General features: G+C 67.6%; 10 protein-coding genes. All 10 read right to left on the bottom strand.

Annotated elements, in window-relative coordinates:
- Window positions 1–209 precede the first annotated feature (209 nt).
- On the bottom strand, window positions 210–848 hold the full coding sequence (gene tagF / locus AB6807_RS35915) for a type VI secretion system-associated protein TagF (protein ID WP_371088315.1): 639 nt from the start codon (window positions 846–848) through the stop codon (window positions 210–212).
- Window positions 845–4,456 (bottom strand): type VI secretion system membrane subunit TssM, encoded by a 3,612-nt coding sequence (gene tssM / locus AB6807_RS35920; protein WP_371088316.1) that lies wholly within the window; start codon window positions 4,454–4,456, stop codon window positions 845–847. The genes tagF and tssM overlap by 4 nt, the downstream gene beginning before the upstream one ends.
- A complete protein-coding gene (locus AB6807_RS35925; RefSeq protein ID WP_371088317.1) occupies window positions 4,453–5,826 on the bottom strand; it encodes a DotU family type VI secretion system protein in 1,374 nt (457 codons plus the stop codon). The genes tssM and AB6807_RS35925 overlap by 4 nt, the downstream gene beginning before the upstream one ends.
- Before the next feature lie 31 nt (window positions 5,827–5,857).
- A complete protein-coding gene (tssK, locus tag AB6807_RS35930) occupies window positions 5,858–7,189 on the bottom strand; it encodes a type VI secretion system baseplate subunit TssK (protein WP_116913942.1) in 1,332 nt (443 codons plus the stop codon).
- 187 nt (window positions 7,190–7,376) lie between these two features.
- On the bottom strand, window positions 7,377–7,829 hold the full coding sequence (locus AB6807_RS35935) for a DUF2628 domain-containing protein (protein ID WP_371088318.1): 453 nt from the start codon (window positions 7,827–7,829) through the stop codon (window positions 7,377–7,379).
- A 137-nt stretch (window positions 7,830–7,966) separates the two neighbouring features.
- A complete protein-coding gene (locus AB6807_RS35940) occupies window positions 7,967–9,007 on the bottom strand; it encodes a DUF6708 domain-containing protein (protein WP_371088319.1) in 1,041 nt (346 codons plus the stop codon).
- The gene (locus AB6807_RS35945; protein WP_371088320.1) at window positions 8,968–12,009 is read right to left on the bottom strand and encodes a T6SS effector BTH_I2691 family protein; all 3,042 of its coding nucleotides are present in this window, start codon (window positions 12,007–12,009) and stop codon (window positions 8,968–8,970) included. The genes AB6807_RS35940 and AB6807_RS35945 overlap by 40 nt, the downstream gene beginning before the upstream one ends.
- Before the next feature lie 46 nt (window positions 12,010–12,055).
- On the bottom strand, window positions 12,056–12,976 hold the full coding sequence (locus tag AB6807_RS35950) for a hypothetical protein (RefSeq protein ID WP_371088321.1): 921 nt from the start codon (window positions 12,974–12,976) through the stop codon (window positions 12,056–12,058).
- A 9-nt stretch (window positions 12,977–12,985) separates the two neighbouring features.
- Window positions 12,986–15,451: a type VI secretion system Vgr family protein gene (locus tag AB6807_RS35955; RefSeq protein WP_371088322.1), complete on the bottom strand. Its 2,466-nt coding sequence runs from the start codon at window positions 15,449–15,451 to the stop codon at window positions 12,986–12,988.
- 154 nt (window positions 15,452–15,605) lie between these two features.
- A complete protein-coding gene (gene phnD / locus AB6807_RS35960) occupies window positions 15,606–16,637 on the bottom strand; it encodes a phosphate/phosphite/phosphonate ABC transporter substrate-binding protein (RefSeq protein WP_371088392.1) in 1,032 nt (343 codons plus the stop codon).
- Between the last annotated feature and the right edge of the window lie 18 nt (window positions 16,638–16,655).

Raw genomic sequence — 16,655 nt, forward strand, 5'->3', positions numbered from 1 at the left:
CGGATCAGGGCTCGCAGCTGTTTGAGCGAAGCGAGTTCTGCGAGACCCCGCGAAACGCGAGCACCGCAGGTTGCCCGCAGCGAAGCGGAGGGACGCAGACAGTGGGGTCGCCTTTTCTTTGCTTACTTTCTTTTTGCGAAGCAAAAGAAAGCAAGTCGCCTGCCGGGGCGAGACCCGGCCTCGGAAAGCAAAAGAAAGAGCGGCCTTCATCACCCCTCCTCCGCAAAGCCAAGAAACAGCGCATCGAACTGCGCCCCGTTCGGCAACCCCTTGCAAGGCACCCTCAGCCCTTCGGCAACAGAAGGATCCCCCAACCAAACAGAAGCCCCCGCCGCAGGCAATCCAACCGACTCCACAACATGCGCCCCTTCAGCACCAGAAGAATCAGCAAACAACCGCTCCAGCACAGCATCGAAGCGCAACGCATCCAGATCCCCATCGAGCCCTTCCAGCGCAGCCTGCGTCGCCAACGCCCACCACCGCAACGCAGCAGCCAGCGCCTCCCCCCGCAACGCGTCCCCCACAGCCTCATCGAGCTCCACGCAAAGCGTGAAAGGAAAGTACCGCCCCACCCCATCCACCGAAGGCATCAACACCCCGATCCACCCCCGCGCCCCGGCCACCCGGGGCCCCAGCGCAAAACACCAGATCGGCGCTTCCAGATACCGCTCGGTCCAGTCGGCATGCCGGTCGCGCAGCCCCGCCAACCCGCGCTGCAGCCACGCATCCCACACCGAGCGAAACGACTCCGGCAACCGCCGATGCGCAAAGTCCCCCATGCCCGGCAACTTGCCGAACCACCCGGGCAGCGCGGTGGAAACAAAGGGCGACGAAGCGGCCAGGGTCACAGCCCCTCCGGACACGAAAACTCCCGCAGCTCGCGCAGGCGGATCGGGTGCTGCACGCTGTTCGTCGTCACCTCGAAGCGCGTCTTGCGCGCGCCGACCTGGAAGGTGATGAAGAACTTCTCCGGCGCATCGCCCGCCTCGAGCTGCCCGTCGTCCAGCGCGCGGAACAGCGCCCAGGGCCCGTCCACGGCCGCGCCCGAGCTGCCGGTGGTCGACGGCGGGCTCACCTGGATGCGCACCTGGTTGCTGCCCTTCGGGCCCGGCCACTGCACCGCCATCGGTACCACGGGGCCATGCGCGTACTTCACGAGCTGGCCGTCGACGTCGAGGATGAACTGGGTGATGCCCGCGTCCATCTCCACCGGCTTGAAGTCCAGCCGCATCGACGGGCCGCGCCCGCCGCCGCGGAAAAAGATCTCCTTGATGCGCGCGGCGCGCTCGAACTGGGCCAGCGCCTGCGTGGTGACGGCGCCGCGCTCGGCCACGGGCTTGTAGCGCCAGGGCTTGGTGCTGGTGTCGACCAGCGCGGCCAGGCGCTTCTGGAAGAAGTCGTCCATCAGGCCGCCGGGGCCGAACATCTGGCCGAAGTCCTCGGGCAGCACGTCGCGCTTGCTGGCCTGCACGAAGGGGTAGCGCCCGGCGATGGCGCGCGCGCAGAACTCGGCCACGGGGCGCAGGTCCTGGCTGAGGTTGCCGCGCTCGGCCACCTGCGCCTGCGTGGCGCCGGCCTGGCTCAGGTTCTCGACCATCGAGCGCACGGGCTCGGGCAGCCGGCCGGCGTCGGACTTGAGCTTGCCGGCCACGTCGCCCGGCGGCGGCGAGGTGCGGCCCTTCACGGCCGTGTCGACCGCGTTGAGGTACACGTACACCTCGTTGAAGAGCTTGAGCGCATCGTCGATGGGCGCGGGCTGGTTGGGGCCGCCGGCGGTGACGAGGCGGCGCAGCGACTCGAAGCGGTCGTCCACGATGCTCTCGATGCGCTTGCCCGGCGCCACCTGGCGGCCGGGGTCGCCGCCGAACAGGTCTTCCAGGCCCTTGCGGGTGTTGCGCACGGTTTCGGTGGCCTTGCTAACCACGTCCTTGCCGGCATCGGCCGCGGGAATGAGCGTGGTCTGCCTGACCACCGCGCGCAGGAAGTTCGCGAGTGGCGAATCGACGCCCGAGAGAATGCGCGCGGTCTCGATGTTCTTGTCGAGCCCGCTCACGCGAATCAGCCGCACGTCGGCCAGCAGGGCCTCCCACTGCTTCACGTACTCCTCGAGGTACAGGCGGCGCACGCGGTCGGTGAGCGCGCCCAGCGCGGCCACGTCGCGCAGGCGGTCGGCGGCGTTGCGGTCCTGCCCCAGCACCCACGGGTCTTCGTTGGCCAGCAGGCCGGTGAGCACGGTGACCTCGTTCTGGAAGCGCTTGTGATACCCGTCGTAGGTGAACATGCCCGGCACGCCCTCGGTCAGCGGCTTGCCGCTGATGCGCTCGAACACCAGCGGGCCCGAAGGGCCGGTGGCCTGGGCCACGCTGAAGGCGGGAATGTCCTTGGTGGCGCGCTGGCGCTTCAGGCGGCTGAACACGCGCTGCTCCAGCGGGTAGCTCGCGAGCACGGCACGCACGCTGCGCACCAGGTTCTCGTCCATCTTCAGCGGCGAGCGCGGCGGGCCCTGGGCGATGAGCACGTCGAGCTGGTCTTCGAGCTGCCTGCGCTGGTCTTCGGGAATGCCGCGGTCGAGGTTGCGCGACCAGTCGAGCGTGATCCAGGCCTTCAGCGCCTCGGGGTCGAAGTGCTCGGGCTGGTAGAGCATCAGGTAGCTCTTCAGGGCCTCGTAGGTGAACTCGAGGTTGTCCTTCTGCGCGGTGCGCAGCTGGTCTTCGATGCGCTTGGCAATCTGCGGCAGGAAGGCGTCGTTCAGCGCGCGCTGGTGCGTGAGCATGGCGGCGGCGTCGAGCTTGTCGCCCTGGTACAGGCCCAGCGTCATCGACAGCGGCTCGTCGCCCTGGCGGTTGTCGGGCGTCTTCCAGATGTCGCGCAGGCTCTGCAGCACGGGCGCGACCTCGACCAGGTTCTGCACGCGCGCGGGCAGCGCGGCCAGGTTCTGCCTGGCGGGCTCGACGCGGGCCTCGACCGACTTCAGGTAGTTGAGGTTCTGCAGCGTGCTGTAGCCCCAGGCCGCGAGCAGGCCGACGGTGACCAGCGTCATGGCGGTGACGCCGATCACGCGCAGCGTGTGGCGGCGGCGCTCCAGCTTCACGTCGGCGCCGGCCAGCCGCTGCTCGGGGAACACCACCTCGCGCAGCAGCGCGGTAAGGAAGTAGCTGCGCCCGCTGCTCTTCTGCGGCGGCAGCATCGCGCGCTCGATGCCGAAGCTGCGCGCCAGGCTGCCCATCACGCGGTCGATGGGGCTGCCCTCTTGCGTGCCGCTGGTGAAGTACACGCCGCGCACCCACGGCGGCTGCGCGAAGCGCGAGCCGGTGAACACCTGTTCGAGCAGGTCGGACAGCAGCGAACCGATGGAGCCGAACTGCGCCGGAAAACCGAAGATGGCCGCGCGCCGCGTGCCGTCGGTCTCGCGCTGCATGCGCGCGATGAGGCCGTCGTTCACGCGGTCGTGCAGCAGCGCGAACTCGCGGTGGAAGGCGGTGGACAGGCCCTTTTCCTCGGTCTGCACGTTCTCGTCGGCCGGCAGCGTGAAGCCGAAGACCTGCGCGCGCTGCTCCTTGCCGAGGTCGTCGAAGTAGTCGGTGAAACCGTAGAGCAGGTCGCTCTTGGTGACCAGCACGTACACGGGCAGCCGGGTGGTGAGCTTGCTGTCGAGCTCCAGCAGCCGCGCTCGAATCGAGGCCGCGAGCTGCGTGCGCGCCTCGGCGCCCTGGCTCAGCAGGTCGGCCACGCTCACGGTGAGGAACACGCCGTTCAGCGGCCGGCGCGGGCGCGCCTTTTTCAGCAGGCCCAGGAAGCCTTCCCATGCGCTCTTGTCCTCGGCCTGGTGGCTGTCCTGCGTGGTGTAGCGCCCGGCGGTATCGATGAGCACGGCCTCGTCGGTGAACCACCAGTCGCAGTTGCGCGTGCCGCCCACGCCGCGGATGGCGCCGGGACCGAACTTCTCGGCCAGCGGAAACGACAGGCCCGAGTTGACGAGCGCGGTGGTCTTGCCCGCGCCCGGCGCGCCGATGAACACGTACCACGGCAGGTCGTACAGGTAGCTGCCGCCCGAGATCGACATCCAGTCGCGCCAGCCGGGCTTCTTGCCGGCGGCGTGCAGGCGCATCTGCTTGAGCGTGGCGACGGCCTCGCTGAAGCGGGTGTCGAGAATCTGCTGTTCGCCGCCCACGGGTCCACCCGACGCGCCCGCCCTGGCGGCGGGCGCTTTCATGAGCCCGTCGGTCAGGTGCCGGCTCGCACGCCGCGCGCGCCAGCGACGGTACAGCGCGCGCAGCAGCACGACGAGCACGATCACGCCGATGACGACGGCGCGCACGGTTTCGCTTTCCAGCGGCGCGAGCGAGCCGATCTTCACCAGCGGGCCGATCCACCACACCAGCACCGCGACCACGAGCAGGGCCAGCAGCGTGAGCAGCAGCGGGCTGAACAGGAAGCCGAAGATTTTCTTGATCATTTCCCGGCTCCTGGAACGGGAGCGCCTGCCACCGCAGGCGCAGCTGGCGCTGCCGCAATGCGGTCGGGCTCGGTCAGCAGCACGATGTCGACGCGGCGGTTCCTCGCGCGGTTGGCGGGGCTGTCGTTGGCGGCCACCGGCTCGGCGTCGGCCTTGCCGTCGGAGCGCATGCGCGCCGGGTCGACCAGCGTGGTGAGCGCGCCCTTCACGGCGTCGGCGCGCGCGGCCGACAGGTGCCAGTTCGACGGATAGCGCAGCGAGCGGATCGGCTGGTTGTCGGAGTGGCCGGTGATGAGCACGTCGCCCTTCACCTCGGCCAGCGCCTGCCCGATGCGGCGCAACACCGGCAGCGACTGCGCCATCGGCTCGGCGCTGCCGGAGCCGAAGAACGAGTCGCCGCGCAGGCGCACCGTGCTGCGGTCGGCCTCGTCGGTCACGGTGACCAGGCCCTGCTTGATCTCGGGTTCGAGAAAGCGCGCGAGGCGCGGCGTCTTCGCGGGCAAGGCGGGCGGCGCGATCTGCAGGTTGGGCGCGCGCAGGCTGGACACCGCGGCGTACGTGGTGTCGGAGCGGTAGTTGAGCGTGAGCCGCAGCGCGAACCACGCAAGCGCCAGCAGCAGCGCGAAGCCGGCCGCGAACACCCACAGCGGCAGCGACTCGCGCAGCCGCACCGTGCCCGCGCCCTGCCCGCGCCAGTGCGGCGACAGCTCGGGCTCGACGGCGGGGCGGTCCTTGGCGATCAGGTCGGCCAGGCGCTGGCGCACCGAGTCGAGCTGCGCGCGGCCGTTGTCGACCACGCGGTAGCGGCCTTCGAAGCCGAGCGCGAGCACGCTGTAGATCAGCTCCAGCAGCGGGCGGTGCGCGGGCACGTCCTGCGCGAGCTTGGCCAGCAGCTGGAACACTTTTTCGCCGCCCCAGGTCTCGTTGTGGAACTGCACCAGCAGGCTCTGCTTGTTCCAGCCGGCCTGCACGCCCCAGGGCGTGTTGGCCACGGCCTCGTCGAGCGCGGTGCACAGCACGTAGCGCGCGGCCAGCACCGACTCGTTGCTCACGCCCGCGCGGCGCGCGTTGGCATCGAACTGGTTGACGGCGTCGGCGGTAGAGGCGCGCAGCGCCGGCACGTTGGGCGGCTGCACCAGGTTGCGCAGCTTGCCGATCAGCACCAGCAGCTTGCCCGCGGCGGAGACCAGCGGGTTCAGCAGGCCGAGCTCGCCGACGTCGGCGGCGGGCGTCGGGTCGGCGCCGCCGAAGAAAGGTGCGGGTGAGGCGGACGACGCCGCCGGCGACATGCCGCCGGGCGTCCGCGGCTTGGGCTTGATGACCGTGCGCTCGGACTCGAAGGCCGCGAAGGGATCGGGAGGTGTGCTCATGATGGTGGTCCGCGTCCTTCAGCCGTCGCGGCTAGGAACGAATGGCCCAGAACGCCAGGTCCAGGCCGGGGAAGTCGCCCGCGATGTGCATCGCGATACCGCCCGACTGCTCCAGCTGGCGCCACAGGTCGCTGTTGCGCGTGTCGAGCTCGAAGTAGTTGGCGCCCGTGTGAAACGGAATCTGCCGCGGCGCCACCGGCATCGGCGTGAGCGTGACACCGGGCAGCGCGAGGTTGACGAGGTCGCGGATGCGCTCGACCGGGCCGATCTTCACCTGCGTGGGAAAGCGCGCGCGCAGCGCCTCGCTCGGCATGTTCGCGTTCACCGCGAGCACGAAGGTGGCCTTGCGCTGCAGCTCCACGTCGGTCACCACCGCCACGCGCACGCCGTGCTTGCGGTCATGCAGGTCGATGCGAATGGCCGACTGCTCCAGCACCATCGACAGGCTGCGGCGCAAGTCGTCCATCACCGGGCGAAAGCTCAGCGCCAGGTCGTCGTGCACGTAGGGGCCGAAGCGCGCCACGCGGCGCGAATCGCGAAAGCTCGCCAGGTCGCCGGCCAAACCCAGCGCGTGCTCGAAGAAGTGCTGCGGGTGCAGCATCGCGCTCTTCGCGAGGTGCGCGAACACGGCCTCGTTGCGGTTCACGGCCTGCAGCAGCATGAAGTCGGCAATCTCGGCCACGCCGCCTGTGCCGCCCTGCGTCATGCGCCCGGCCAGTGCTTCGCCGCGCTGGCGCAGCAGGCCCAGCAGCTCGTCGAGCCAGGCGCGGATGACCGCATGGCCCGCCACGTCGAGCAGCGGCGGCAGCATCGCGCGGTCGAGCTGCACCTGGTTGTCGACCCGGCGCTCGACCACGCGCACCACGCCCAGCGTGGTCCAGGCGTCGGTCGCTTCGCTGGCGCGCATCAGGCGCGTGTGGAGCTGGCCGAGCTGCAGCATCGCCGTGCGCTCGCCGGCGGTGTTCGAGTCGGGCACTTCCGATTCGAGCACCCGGTGGCGCACCAGCTCTTCGTAGGCCTCGGCATCGGCCTCGCGCGCGCCGGCGCGGCGCAGCGGCAGCGCCAGCACGACGGCCTCGTCGCGCAGCGATGCGGGAATGTCTACGGGTTCGGGCAGCGGATCGACCGCCGGCATGTCGAACACCGTGCCGTCGGCGAACATGCCCACCGCGCGCACCAGCGCCAGCTTGCCCAGCGTGAGCGCGGCGGTATCGATCTCGAGCTCGGCGAAGCCCCAGGCGTAGGGGGTGGTCGAGCGCAACAGCACGTGCCGCGCATGGTCGCCATGACGCTCGCTTTGCTGCAGGTGCTGAGGCTGCAACAGCATCCCCTCGCTCCAGACCACTTTTGTTCGCCAACTCATCCGCGCTCCGTCAACGGCAAGGGTGCCGGGAAGAAAGAAACACGAAGTTTCAGCCGCGGGGGAGCGCAGGCAAATCCGCCTTAAGGCCTATCCAATGGCCTAGGTGGGGCGGATTGGAGGTACGGCGAAGGGAGTAGATGGAGGGGGAAGGCCCGCCGCCGGGTCTGGGGCGGCGACGGGCTTCGGATCAACCGGCGAGCGTGCCGGCTTGGGCGGCTTCGGTCGCTTCGATCGCTTCGATCGCTTGGGTCGCTTGGGTCGCTTGGGTCGCTTCAGGTTCGGGGCTTTCGACGCGCATCCAAAGTGCCTCCTGCGCATTCGCGGCACGGACCACGTCCACGCATGCGTAGCCCTTGCCGACCTGCCAGCTGCCGCGCAGCGAATTCCCGATGCTGCCGAGCACGATGCTGTTCACGATGCCGAAGAGCGACGCAATGACAAGGGTGGTGGCATTGCTTGCGCCCAACCCAGGCGCACCGAACCCGATCAGCATGCCAAATGCGAGGACGCCGAGCGCCAGCGGCCACACGCCGTGGCACAACGCCCATATCCAGCCGAAGAGAAAAGCCGTCCAGCTCCAACCCTCCTTGATGGCCTCCCTGTGCCCTGACGGGTGCTCGAATACCTTGTAGATCTTCATTTTTTTGAACTCACGTTTCCCTGGTTTTTTTAGTCACGGCGTTTGGCCGCCTCCACGACGTCGGCGCCTTCGGCCTGACGAGGTCCTCCTTCTTTTTTTTCTCTCCCGGTTTGGTGGTCAGCCCGACAACGGCCGGGCTACAGCTCGGGCGGTGGACCGGGACGCAGGCTGCGATGTGTGTCGGTGCGCAGGTCGAGCTCGTTGATCAGTCGGCCGATGGCGCGCTTGATCTCTGGGGGCCATTCGACCTTTTGCGCAGTCCAGACGGTCAGCCGGTTGAAGAACAGCCAGGTCATGTACAGCGGCACGGTGACAGGCATGGCGATGTACCTGTAGAGCGTCTTCCAGGGCTGTTCCTTCCAGCGCCTGGCGGGTTGATCGAGGAAGGGGACGACGGCGCCGAAGTCGCTCCAGGGGACGTAGGCGCCCATGTTCGAGACCGGAGGCAATTCGCCTTCGACGAGCGGTGCGGAACCTTCCTCCATGTAGCGGCGGATGTACTCCCACAGTGCGGGTACGAAATCGACGTCGGCGAAGATGATGTGGTCCACGATGGTGGGGTCGTCTTCGCTCCTGCGCACCAGGAAGACCAGGTGATGCAGTCGGCGAGCGGAGGCGGTGCTGGCTTGCAGGGTGGTCTGGTGCTCGGCGTCTACCAAGTCCCAGTCATAGGCGACGAGCCTGGACTTGCGCGGGCCGAAGAATCCCCGGCGGCGCCCGCCGGATTGCAGCACCTTGTAGATGTTGCGATGCCTACGGTCGAAGTAGATGGGGCTGTCGACGGGGGCGAAGAGTTCGAGGTAGGCGAAGAATGCGAAGAACATCCAGGAGCCAAGGAACCCAAAGGCAAGAGTTGCATATCCTTTGTGTTTGAGCAGCCCGTCAAGAAAAAACTCGACGATGACCCAGTTGAAAAGCACCGCCATAACGAAGCAATCCGCGAGGTAGTGGCCGCCAGCACCTGTCAGATGGATCCGATGAAATTCGATGGTTTCGGGGTACACACCTGTCAGACGACCACCATGACTTGCGACGTCACTCGCGCTGCGCCGCTTGCCGAAGCGCTCCGCGAGACCGACCGTTTTTCCATCGTTGCGGTCCGCGTCTGTACTGCGCCCGCCGACATTGAAACCGCCAATCATCGAGCGCGACCAAAACTGTTGTTCATGGGATCCCATGGATCCAGAGCTGGTTGAGGCAAAGGCGCGGGGTGTGCTTTCAGCAGCCGGATGATTTCTTGGTCGTCGATGGCTTTTTGACCCAGTCCCAATATTTGCTCGTACTGCTGCAGTTCCATGTCAATGCTGGTGTAGGGGCCGTCACCATCGCGGCCAAAGTAACCTCGCGCAATCCAACGTTGCAGCTCGGTGCGCTCAGCGAGCACTGCCCATACGGTTGCTACCACGCCGCCAACCAACAGCAGCAACGCCGTACCGCTGACTACGCTGGCTACCCCGGCTACCAGCACTTCGGCGCTCATTCCAACAAGCACGGTCAGGAAAACTCGCTGCAGCCCCTTTTTCAATAGCGTCTCTGCAACCTGTTGCGCTGCCGTTCCAAGCGCGAGGTTGGTCGCACCGCGAGTCACAATGTTTCGATAGATCAGCCGCATGGCAATGCCATTCAAGGCAAATGCAAAGCCGGCTGTCGCATGACCCACATACGCGACCACGTCGCCGTTGCGTTCCGCTTCCTGCGCCTTGCGAAACGACATCACCATATTCAACAACCCGCCGGCCACACCCGCCAACGCCGCCCCCGCCCTGAGCCGGCTCAAGGAACCGCTGACCCGCGCCATCGCCGCGCCCGCCGCGACCCCGTTCCGCGACACCATCTGCATCTGAAGACCCGCGGCCCGCAAGTCCAGCGCACCGCCAATGACGCCCGCGCTGCCGTCCGCCACGCTGAGCAAGCGGTCGAGCAGCTTGCTGTTGTCGCCCTTGTCCAGATCCTTCAACAGGTCCCGTAGGGACCATATAAGACCCAGGCCCTGCACGATCATCACGGCGCCGGCAAACGCCTGGTCGGTTCTGAGCAGCTTCGCCTCGTCGTGCACGGCCTCCTGGGCGACATAGGCGTTGACGTTCCTGACCGTCGCCCTGTCGTAGGTCTGCAGGTCGGTGGCCTTTACCTGCTGCTCGAACTGCGCCATGTTCAGGCCGCCCAGGCTGCGCGCCGACGCGCCGGGCAACTGGGGCGCCTCGCTTGGAATCAGGCGCAGGTTGCCGGTCTGGGCTTCGAGCATGGCCATCTGCCTGACGACGATCCGGCTGCCCACTCGCTTGTTGCTCATCGCGTTGCGGTCGGCAGCGGAGTAGTCGAAGGGGTTCTTCTCCATGTATTCCAGCACCTCCTCCATCAGCCACTCGAACCGGATGACGACAGGAATGCTCGGCTTGCCGCCTTCCGCGGCGGTGCGCATGGCACCGAGCAGCGTCTGCTCGGCAAGCGCGAGGGCTGGCAGCCGCTTCAGGAACTTCTGGGCTTTCTCCGGGATGGTCAATCCGTCCGCCCATTTGAGGCTGGCGCCGAACTGAAATGCCGCCGCTGCAATGGCGCTCAGTTGCCCGGCGCACAGGCCCAGCACAAGGGCGTTCATCCAGCTGTACCTGGGCCCCCATTCGGCGGTGACCAAGCCCTTGAAGATGTCCAGCGCCTTGTCGCGCATGTTGTTCTCGTTGTCGCGGTCGGCATCGCCGATCAGCATGGCATGCACCCTGTCGATCACGCTCTTCTGGTTGCCGAACATGGCTCGCAAGGCCACGGGGGCCTGGTCGGTGATGGCGTTGCCGAACACCTGCTCCAGATATTGGGCGTGGCAGCCGGCTTTGCTCAGCGGCTGGGGCGTGTGGATCTGGCAGCTCTCCGCGGCATAGATGGCGCCCGGGCTCATGGGGGCTGTCCGCTTGTTGGGGTCGTTCTCGTCGAAGTGGTGCGCGAAGTAGTGCTGCGTTGCGAGGGCGTTGGCCGCAAGGAGCCAGTCTTTCTCGTGCAACGCCAGGCGATCGGCCGCCATGCACTGTTCAGCGTCGAACCGGTGCCTCCAAGCCTGGCGCTTCTTGTCGTCGATCTGGCCGGCGAGCGCCCGCCATTGAACGGCGCCTTCGGAGCGTCCGTTGAAGTCGGCGCGCCGTTGGCGTGCAAGGCGGTCGGGGCCGATGAGCCGGCCGTTGGCACTGCCGTCCGGCGCCGTTCCCTGGGTGGCCATCCAGGCGTAGCCGCGCTCGCGGACGCTTGGCGCTGCGTTCGATATTTCCTTCCAGCGAGCCTCCGACATGCGCCCTGCGAGCGCCGACTGCGCGTCGGCCATGGCACCTGCTTCGATGGACGCCTTGAGGCTGCTCAGAAGCTGGTTTGTCATCAACGGCCATGCCACGTCGGGCGCCAGCAAGGCCTCCTTGTCGCGCCTGTCTCGCGCCAACCGAATGCCATTGAGATCAGCCGCAAGCCCGACCGGATCAGGAACCGCCACCACCATCGGCGGCCCTTCATGCCCCTCGCTCTGCATGCGCATGACCTCGGCCATGGCACGCGCGGCCTGCATCGACGAGACGCTGCCGGCCGGGTAGAACGGCGTGGCCTCTTCATCGAGCCCGCCGTGCTTCAAGTGCTGCAGCGCGTAGTCGGCCACGTGCGTGTGGAGCAGCGGCGCCTCGGCCACGAAGCCATGCGCAGGCGGTTTTTCGGCCAGGTTCACCGAGACCATGCCGGCCTCTTTCGGGCTGCGTGCGACCTGGGCTTTGAGCTTGTCGCTCCACCAGTTCATGCTGAAGCCGATCCAGACGCTGGCGATGCGCTTCGGCTCGGCGATGCACAGGGTGCGCGCGTCGTGGGGGTGCGTCATCTTCTTGTCGCACGCGAAGCTGCTGTCCTCGAAGACGAATCCGCCCTGCGGAATCAGCGCTCCCTTGTCGTGCACCCTGTAGGCCAGCCATCGACCGATCTGGCCTTCGGGCTTCTCATTCGGGAAGAAGACATAGACGTACCCCTCGCGCCGCAGCAGGCGCAAGGCGTACTTCGACTGCGCCTCGAGCTTCGGCAAGCCGAACGCCTCGACGGTTGCGGCGTGGGTGTCGAGCGCGGCCACGCCCTGGGGCGCGATGTCGGGGTCCGTCGCCACGGCCGTGGGCCGCACCAGCAGGATCGAGAGGCCGCTCTTTTCGCATTTCTTGCAGGTCATGGTGTTCGGTAGAGGCTGAAGTCGGGCAACGGGCGAGTGTCTTGAATCAAGACCAATGGCTGCGAAGTGCTTGCAGGCGGTCGGCCAACGGCTGCCGGGTCTGGAGGGTTCGGTCGATGCGGCCTTGCAGTTCGGGGAATTGCTCGAACGCGGGAAAGCGCAGCGCCTCGACCACGTAGGCCGCAAGGTCCTCGGGTTCGCGCAGCCCCCGAAAGCGGGCGCGCTCCAGTGCCTTGGCCACCTGGTTCAACGCGTCGTCCGGCAATGGATGGCAAATGCCCTGCCACGCCATCAGGCTGCGATTGATGGCCTCGGCATCAGCCACGAGCCGCCAGTGCGCCACGGTCAATCGCAAGGCGCTTGTGGCAGCCCGCCCGGGTCGGCCGTGCAGCGCCTGCAGCTTGAAGTTGGTGTCCAGGTAGATCCAGTGCGCCATGCCTGCCAGTTGCTGCGTCCAGTCGATGACCGCGGTTTCGACCGACAGCGCAGGCGGGTTCAGCAGCGCCAGCACGCGGCGGTCGGCCAGCCTCAGGCACCGACCGTTGCGCGATCGGTCGCCCGCCGCCAGCAATGCGCCGACTTGTCGCGCCAGGGCCGGGCCATCGTTCTCGGCATGCGGTTGCAGCCAGCCGCCGATGCGGTACGCGCCGCTGCCGTTGACGCAGGCATGCAGGTGCTCGCGGGCGGCCCACACGATGCTCTGCACCAACAACGGATCGTGGATGTCCTCGATCTCGATCAGGTACGGCCACTGTGCGTCGGCCACCTGCGTGTCGCCCTGGGGCACGGCGTGGCGCTTGTGCGTGTCGATGCGCGGTTCCACATCGCCCAGGAATGGGTCGATCAGCAGGTACACGGGGCCTTCGTGCAGCCGTTGCCTGAGCGACGTCGCGAGTGCATCGACGAGGGTTTGCGGCAGCTCGCTCCACGGCCATTGGGTCGCGAGTTTGTTGGGGGTCGTTGGCATGGCGGGCATTCAGATCACCCCTGCGCCGCCGGCCACTGCCTTGCTGTCGGACGCCGAGCAGCCCTTGTACGTTTGCGACGTCAGCGGGGCGCTGGCCGGCCCCGCCTTGACGTGGCTCGCCGCATGCTCCACCCACCCTCCCGCAGTGCCGTGCAGGATGCCCGCGTCGCTCCACTCGGTGAAACTGCCGCCGCCATTGACGACGACCTTGACCGGCGCGTTGATGCGAATTTCGCTCGTCGTGCTGGTGATGCGCACGGCCTTCCTCGCGGTCAGGTCGATCTTGTCGCGGTGCGCCTCGATCTGCACCTTGCCGTTGCCCGCGATCCAGTTCATGCCACTCTTGAGCGCGAACAGGCGAATGCCGTCCTTGGCGCTCACAAGCAGGCGCTTACCGGCGCTGATGCTGGCATGGCCCTCGCTCGACACCGCGATGTGTTCGCCCGCCTGGAGATGCAGGCTGCCCGATGTGGTGGCGGCCACGCCCGCGGCGCTGGCGAGCACGAGTTGCGGCTTTTCGAGTTCGGGGGAGCGGCTTCGGGAGGTCTCGGTGCCGCTGCCCTTGATGGCGCCTGCTTGCGACCCGAGGGCCTTGGAGACGGCGGCCTGGTCCTCGTCATGCGCCTGTGCCGTGGCAGTCGCGGCGGCATCGGCCAGGCCCTGCTGCAGCGCACATGCGGCGTTCAGCCGCGCGATCGTCTCTCCCATGTCCTTGGCATGGCGAGCCGCATCGGGCCGTGCTTCGGTGGTGATGAGCAGTCCGTCTTGCGCGCGCAGCACGCCGTGCCCGTCCGTGCGCAGTTCGAAGCCCTCGCCTCTCGCCTCCTTTCGCCCCGCGTTGTCCTCCACTCGGGTGATGCTTCCCAGGCTCAGGCTCGAACTCTGGTGGTCGCTTTTCAGTTGCGCCTGGATGCGGCCCTCGGTGTCGTCCATCAGCAGATGGTTCGATCTGCCCGCCGCGCCGTTTCCGCCACCGTCCTTCGTCAACTCCCGGCTCCTGAGGCCGCTCAGCGCGCTCTGCCCCGGCAACGCCCATGGCGGCAGGTTCGCCTGGTTGTGCACCCGCCCCGTGCAGATCGGCAGGTCCGGGTCGCCCGAGATGAAGTCGACGATCACCTCCTGGCCGATCCGAGGAATGTGGATGCCGCCCAGCTGGTTGCCCGCCCACGGCGAGCTCACGCGCAGCCAGCAGCTGCTGTGCGCGTCGTTCCCGCCGAGCCGGTCCCAGGGGAACTGCACCTTGATGCGGCCCAGCGCGTCGGTCCAGATATTTTCTCCGGCCGGCCCGACCACCACGGCCACCTGGCAGCCGCCCGCGCGGGGTTTGGGCTGGGTGAGCGCCGGGCGCAGGGGTTCGGTGACGGGGTGCGAAGTGAAGTCGACGCTGACGCGCCATTGCTGCTTTTCATCGGCGCTGTCCTTGCGCTGGCTTTCTTGCGCGACGTTCTCTATCAGGAAGCGGGTGGACAGGACCAGGTATTCGGCGTTGGCGGACTCCCTGGGGTGCTTCTGCAGCCTGAAGGTGCGCCCGGCTACCATGCCTCGGAGGTTGCCGCTGGCCTGTGCCCTGGCGCCGTGGGTGCGCAGGGCCTGCATGCGCAGCATCGCCAGCAGGTCGCCTTCCGCCTTCGGATCGTTGTTGCCGGCGCTGCCGGCATTGGGCTGAACGCTGTGGCTGCCGCCGAAATCCGCATGCCACTGGTAGACCTCGCCATCGGCGTGCCCCGTGGGCCTCGGGTCCTTGCGGCTCGTGCCCAGGTCGGCCCGTGGCCGGGTGTAGTCGTAGTCCCGTGCCGCATACCGCCCGCTGGTGAGATGGTGCGTGGGCACGAAGCTGTGGATGTATTCCGCATCCAGCTTCCAGCCCGGGGCGTGGTATTCGACCTCGCGGTACGCGGCACTGTCGGCGGGCTTGAAAGCGCCCATGGCGTCCGACAGCACCAGCCGGTGCCTGCCCTGCGAATGTTCGAAGTGGTAGCTGATGCCCCATTCCTGGCACAGGCGGCTGAAGAACTGGAAGTCGCTCTCGTTGAACTGGGTCTGGTAGTCCCGCAGCGGGTAGGTCTCGGCCAGTCTCTTGTCGACGGGAAAGCCGTAGTTCTCCAGCAGCGCGTCGAGGATCTGCACGACCGTCTGGTTCTGGAAGATCCGGCAGTCGGTGCGCAAGGTGGTCAGGTGCAGCCACGGGCGCAGGGTGAGCTTGTATTGCACGTGGCGGCCCTGCTCACCCGACAGCGCCGCATCGGTGATGAGCGCATTGATCTGGCGAGGTGCCGCGCCATCGAGCTCGATTTCGCAAGAAATCTCCCGTCCCACGAAGTCATCGAGTTCCAGCTCCGCCACCCCCGACAGCCACAGCTCATAGGCAAACAACCCATCGACGCCTTCTTCGCCGCAAAGCCGCACAGGCTCCAGCACCGGGCGACCAAAAACAACAGGAATGGCGGAACAAGAAACAGACAGCGTGCGCGACATCGACGACCTTCCATCACGGACATGAGGTCGCGGCAGTTTGCGGGGGCATCCCCGCAGGCACTGCAAACAATGGTCACGCCAACAGGCGCGTGGCTACAAAGGCGCTGAAAGCAGGAGATATGTCATGGATGCCATCGATGACATGGCCGGCCCGTCATCGGCCGCCGCGCAGCAGCTCGACCTGCTCCGCATAGGTCTTCTCGATGCGCTGCAGCCGCTGGGCGCGCGCCGCCTCGTTGACCCACGCGGCCGCCATGGCGCGCTGCTTGCCGAGCCGGTACTCCAGCAGGGCCTCGGGCAGCAGCGCGCTGTCGTCGACGGCCACGTAGCCGTAGGCGGCGCGCAAAGACTTCAGCACCTCGCGCTCGGCGTTGGCGCGTGCACCCTTGCCCTTGCCGTAGCCGGTCAGGAAGTTCTGCAGCCGCGCCTGGAACTCGGGCGGGTAGTCGCGTCGCACGACCATGGGCGCGCCGGGCGGCGGCTCCGATTGCCAGATGACCTGCAGCCGCTCGGCCTCCACCGGAAACTGCTGGCGAAAGCGCTCGAAGTCGGTGGTGTTGTTGGTGGCCACGTCGGCGTCGCCGTTGGCCACGGCCAGCGCGGTGGCCTGGTGCGTGCCGACGAACTCGCTGCGAAAGCGCGTTTCCATCTCGATGTGGTTCGGCAGGAAGAGCTGGCTCTGCGGCACGATGAAGCCGGTGACCGAGCGGCTGTCGCCGCGCGCGAGCCGCCATTGCTCCGGCCTGGCGAGCATGCCTTCGAGCGTGTTGAGCGGCCCGCTCTTGCGCGCCAGCAGCACGGCGCGGTGCTCGGGCACGTCGGGGTGCCGCGCAATCTGCGCAACCACCTTCATGCGCCGCTGCATCACGGCATCCAGCGCCATCTTGGCCGAGAGGAAGGCCATGTCGATCTCGTCGCGGCCGATGGCGCGGTCGAGCTCCTCGTACGAAGGCACCGAATAGGCGCTCACCGGAATGCCGAGCGCGCGGCTCATGTCGGCCATGAGCGGCGTCCACAGCGCGCGCGATTCCACGGTGCCGCCCAGCGGCAGCACGCCGAAGCGGATCATCGCGAGCGACGGCGCGGCCTTTGCCCCGGCCGGTGCCGCGGGCGACGCCGGCACCGCGCCGGGCGCCACCCCGTGCGTCATGACTTGCGCCACGACTTGCGCCACAACTTGCGCCATCGCCGGCCCGGCCCCTCC

Source organism: Variovorax sp. RCC_210 (genome assembly GCF_041355175.1).
Classification (GTDB): Bacteria; Pseudomonadota; Gammaproteobacteria; order Burkholderiales; family Burkholderiaceae_C; genus Variovorax.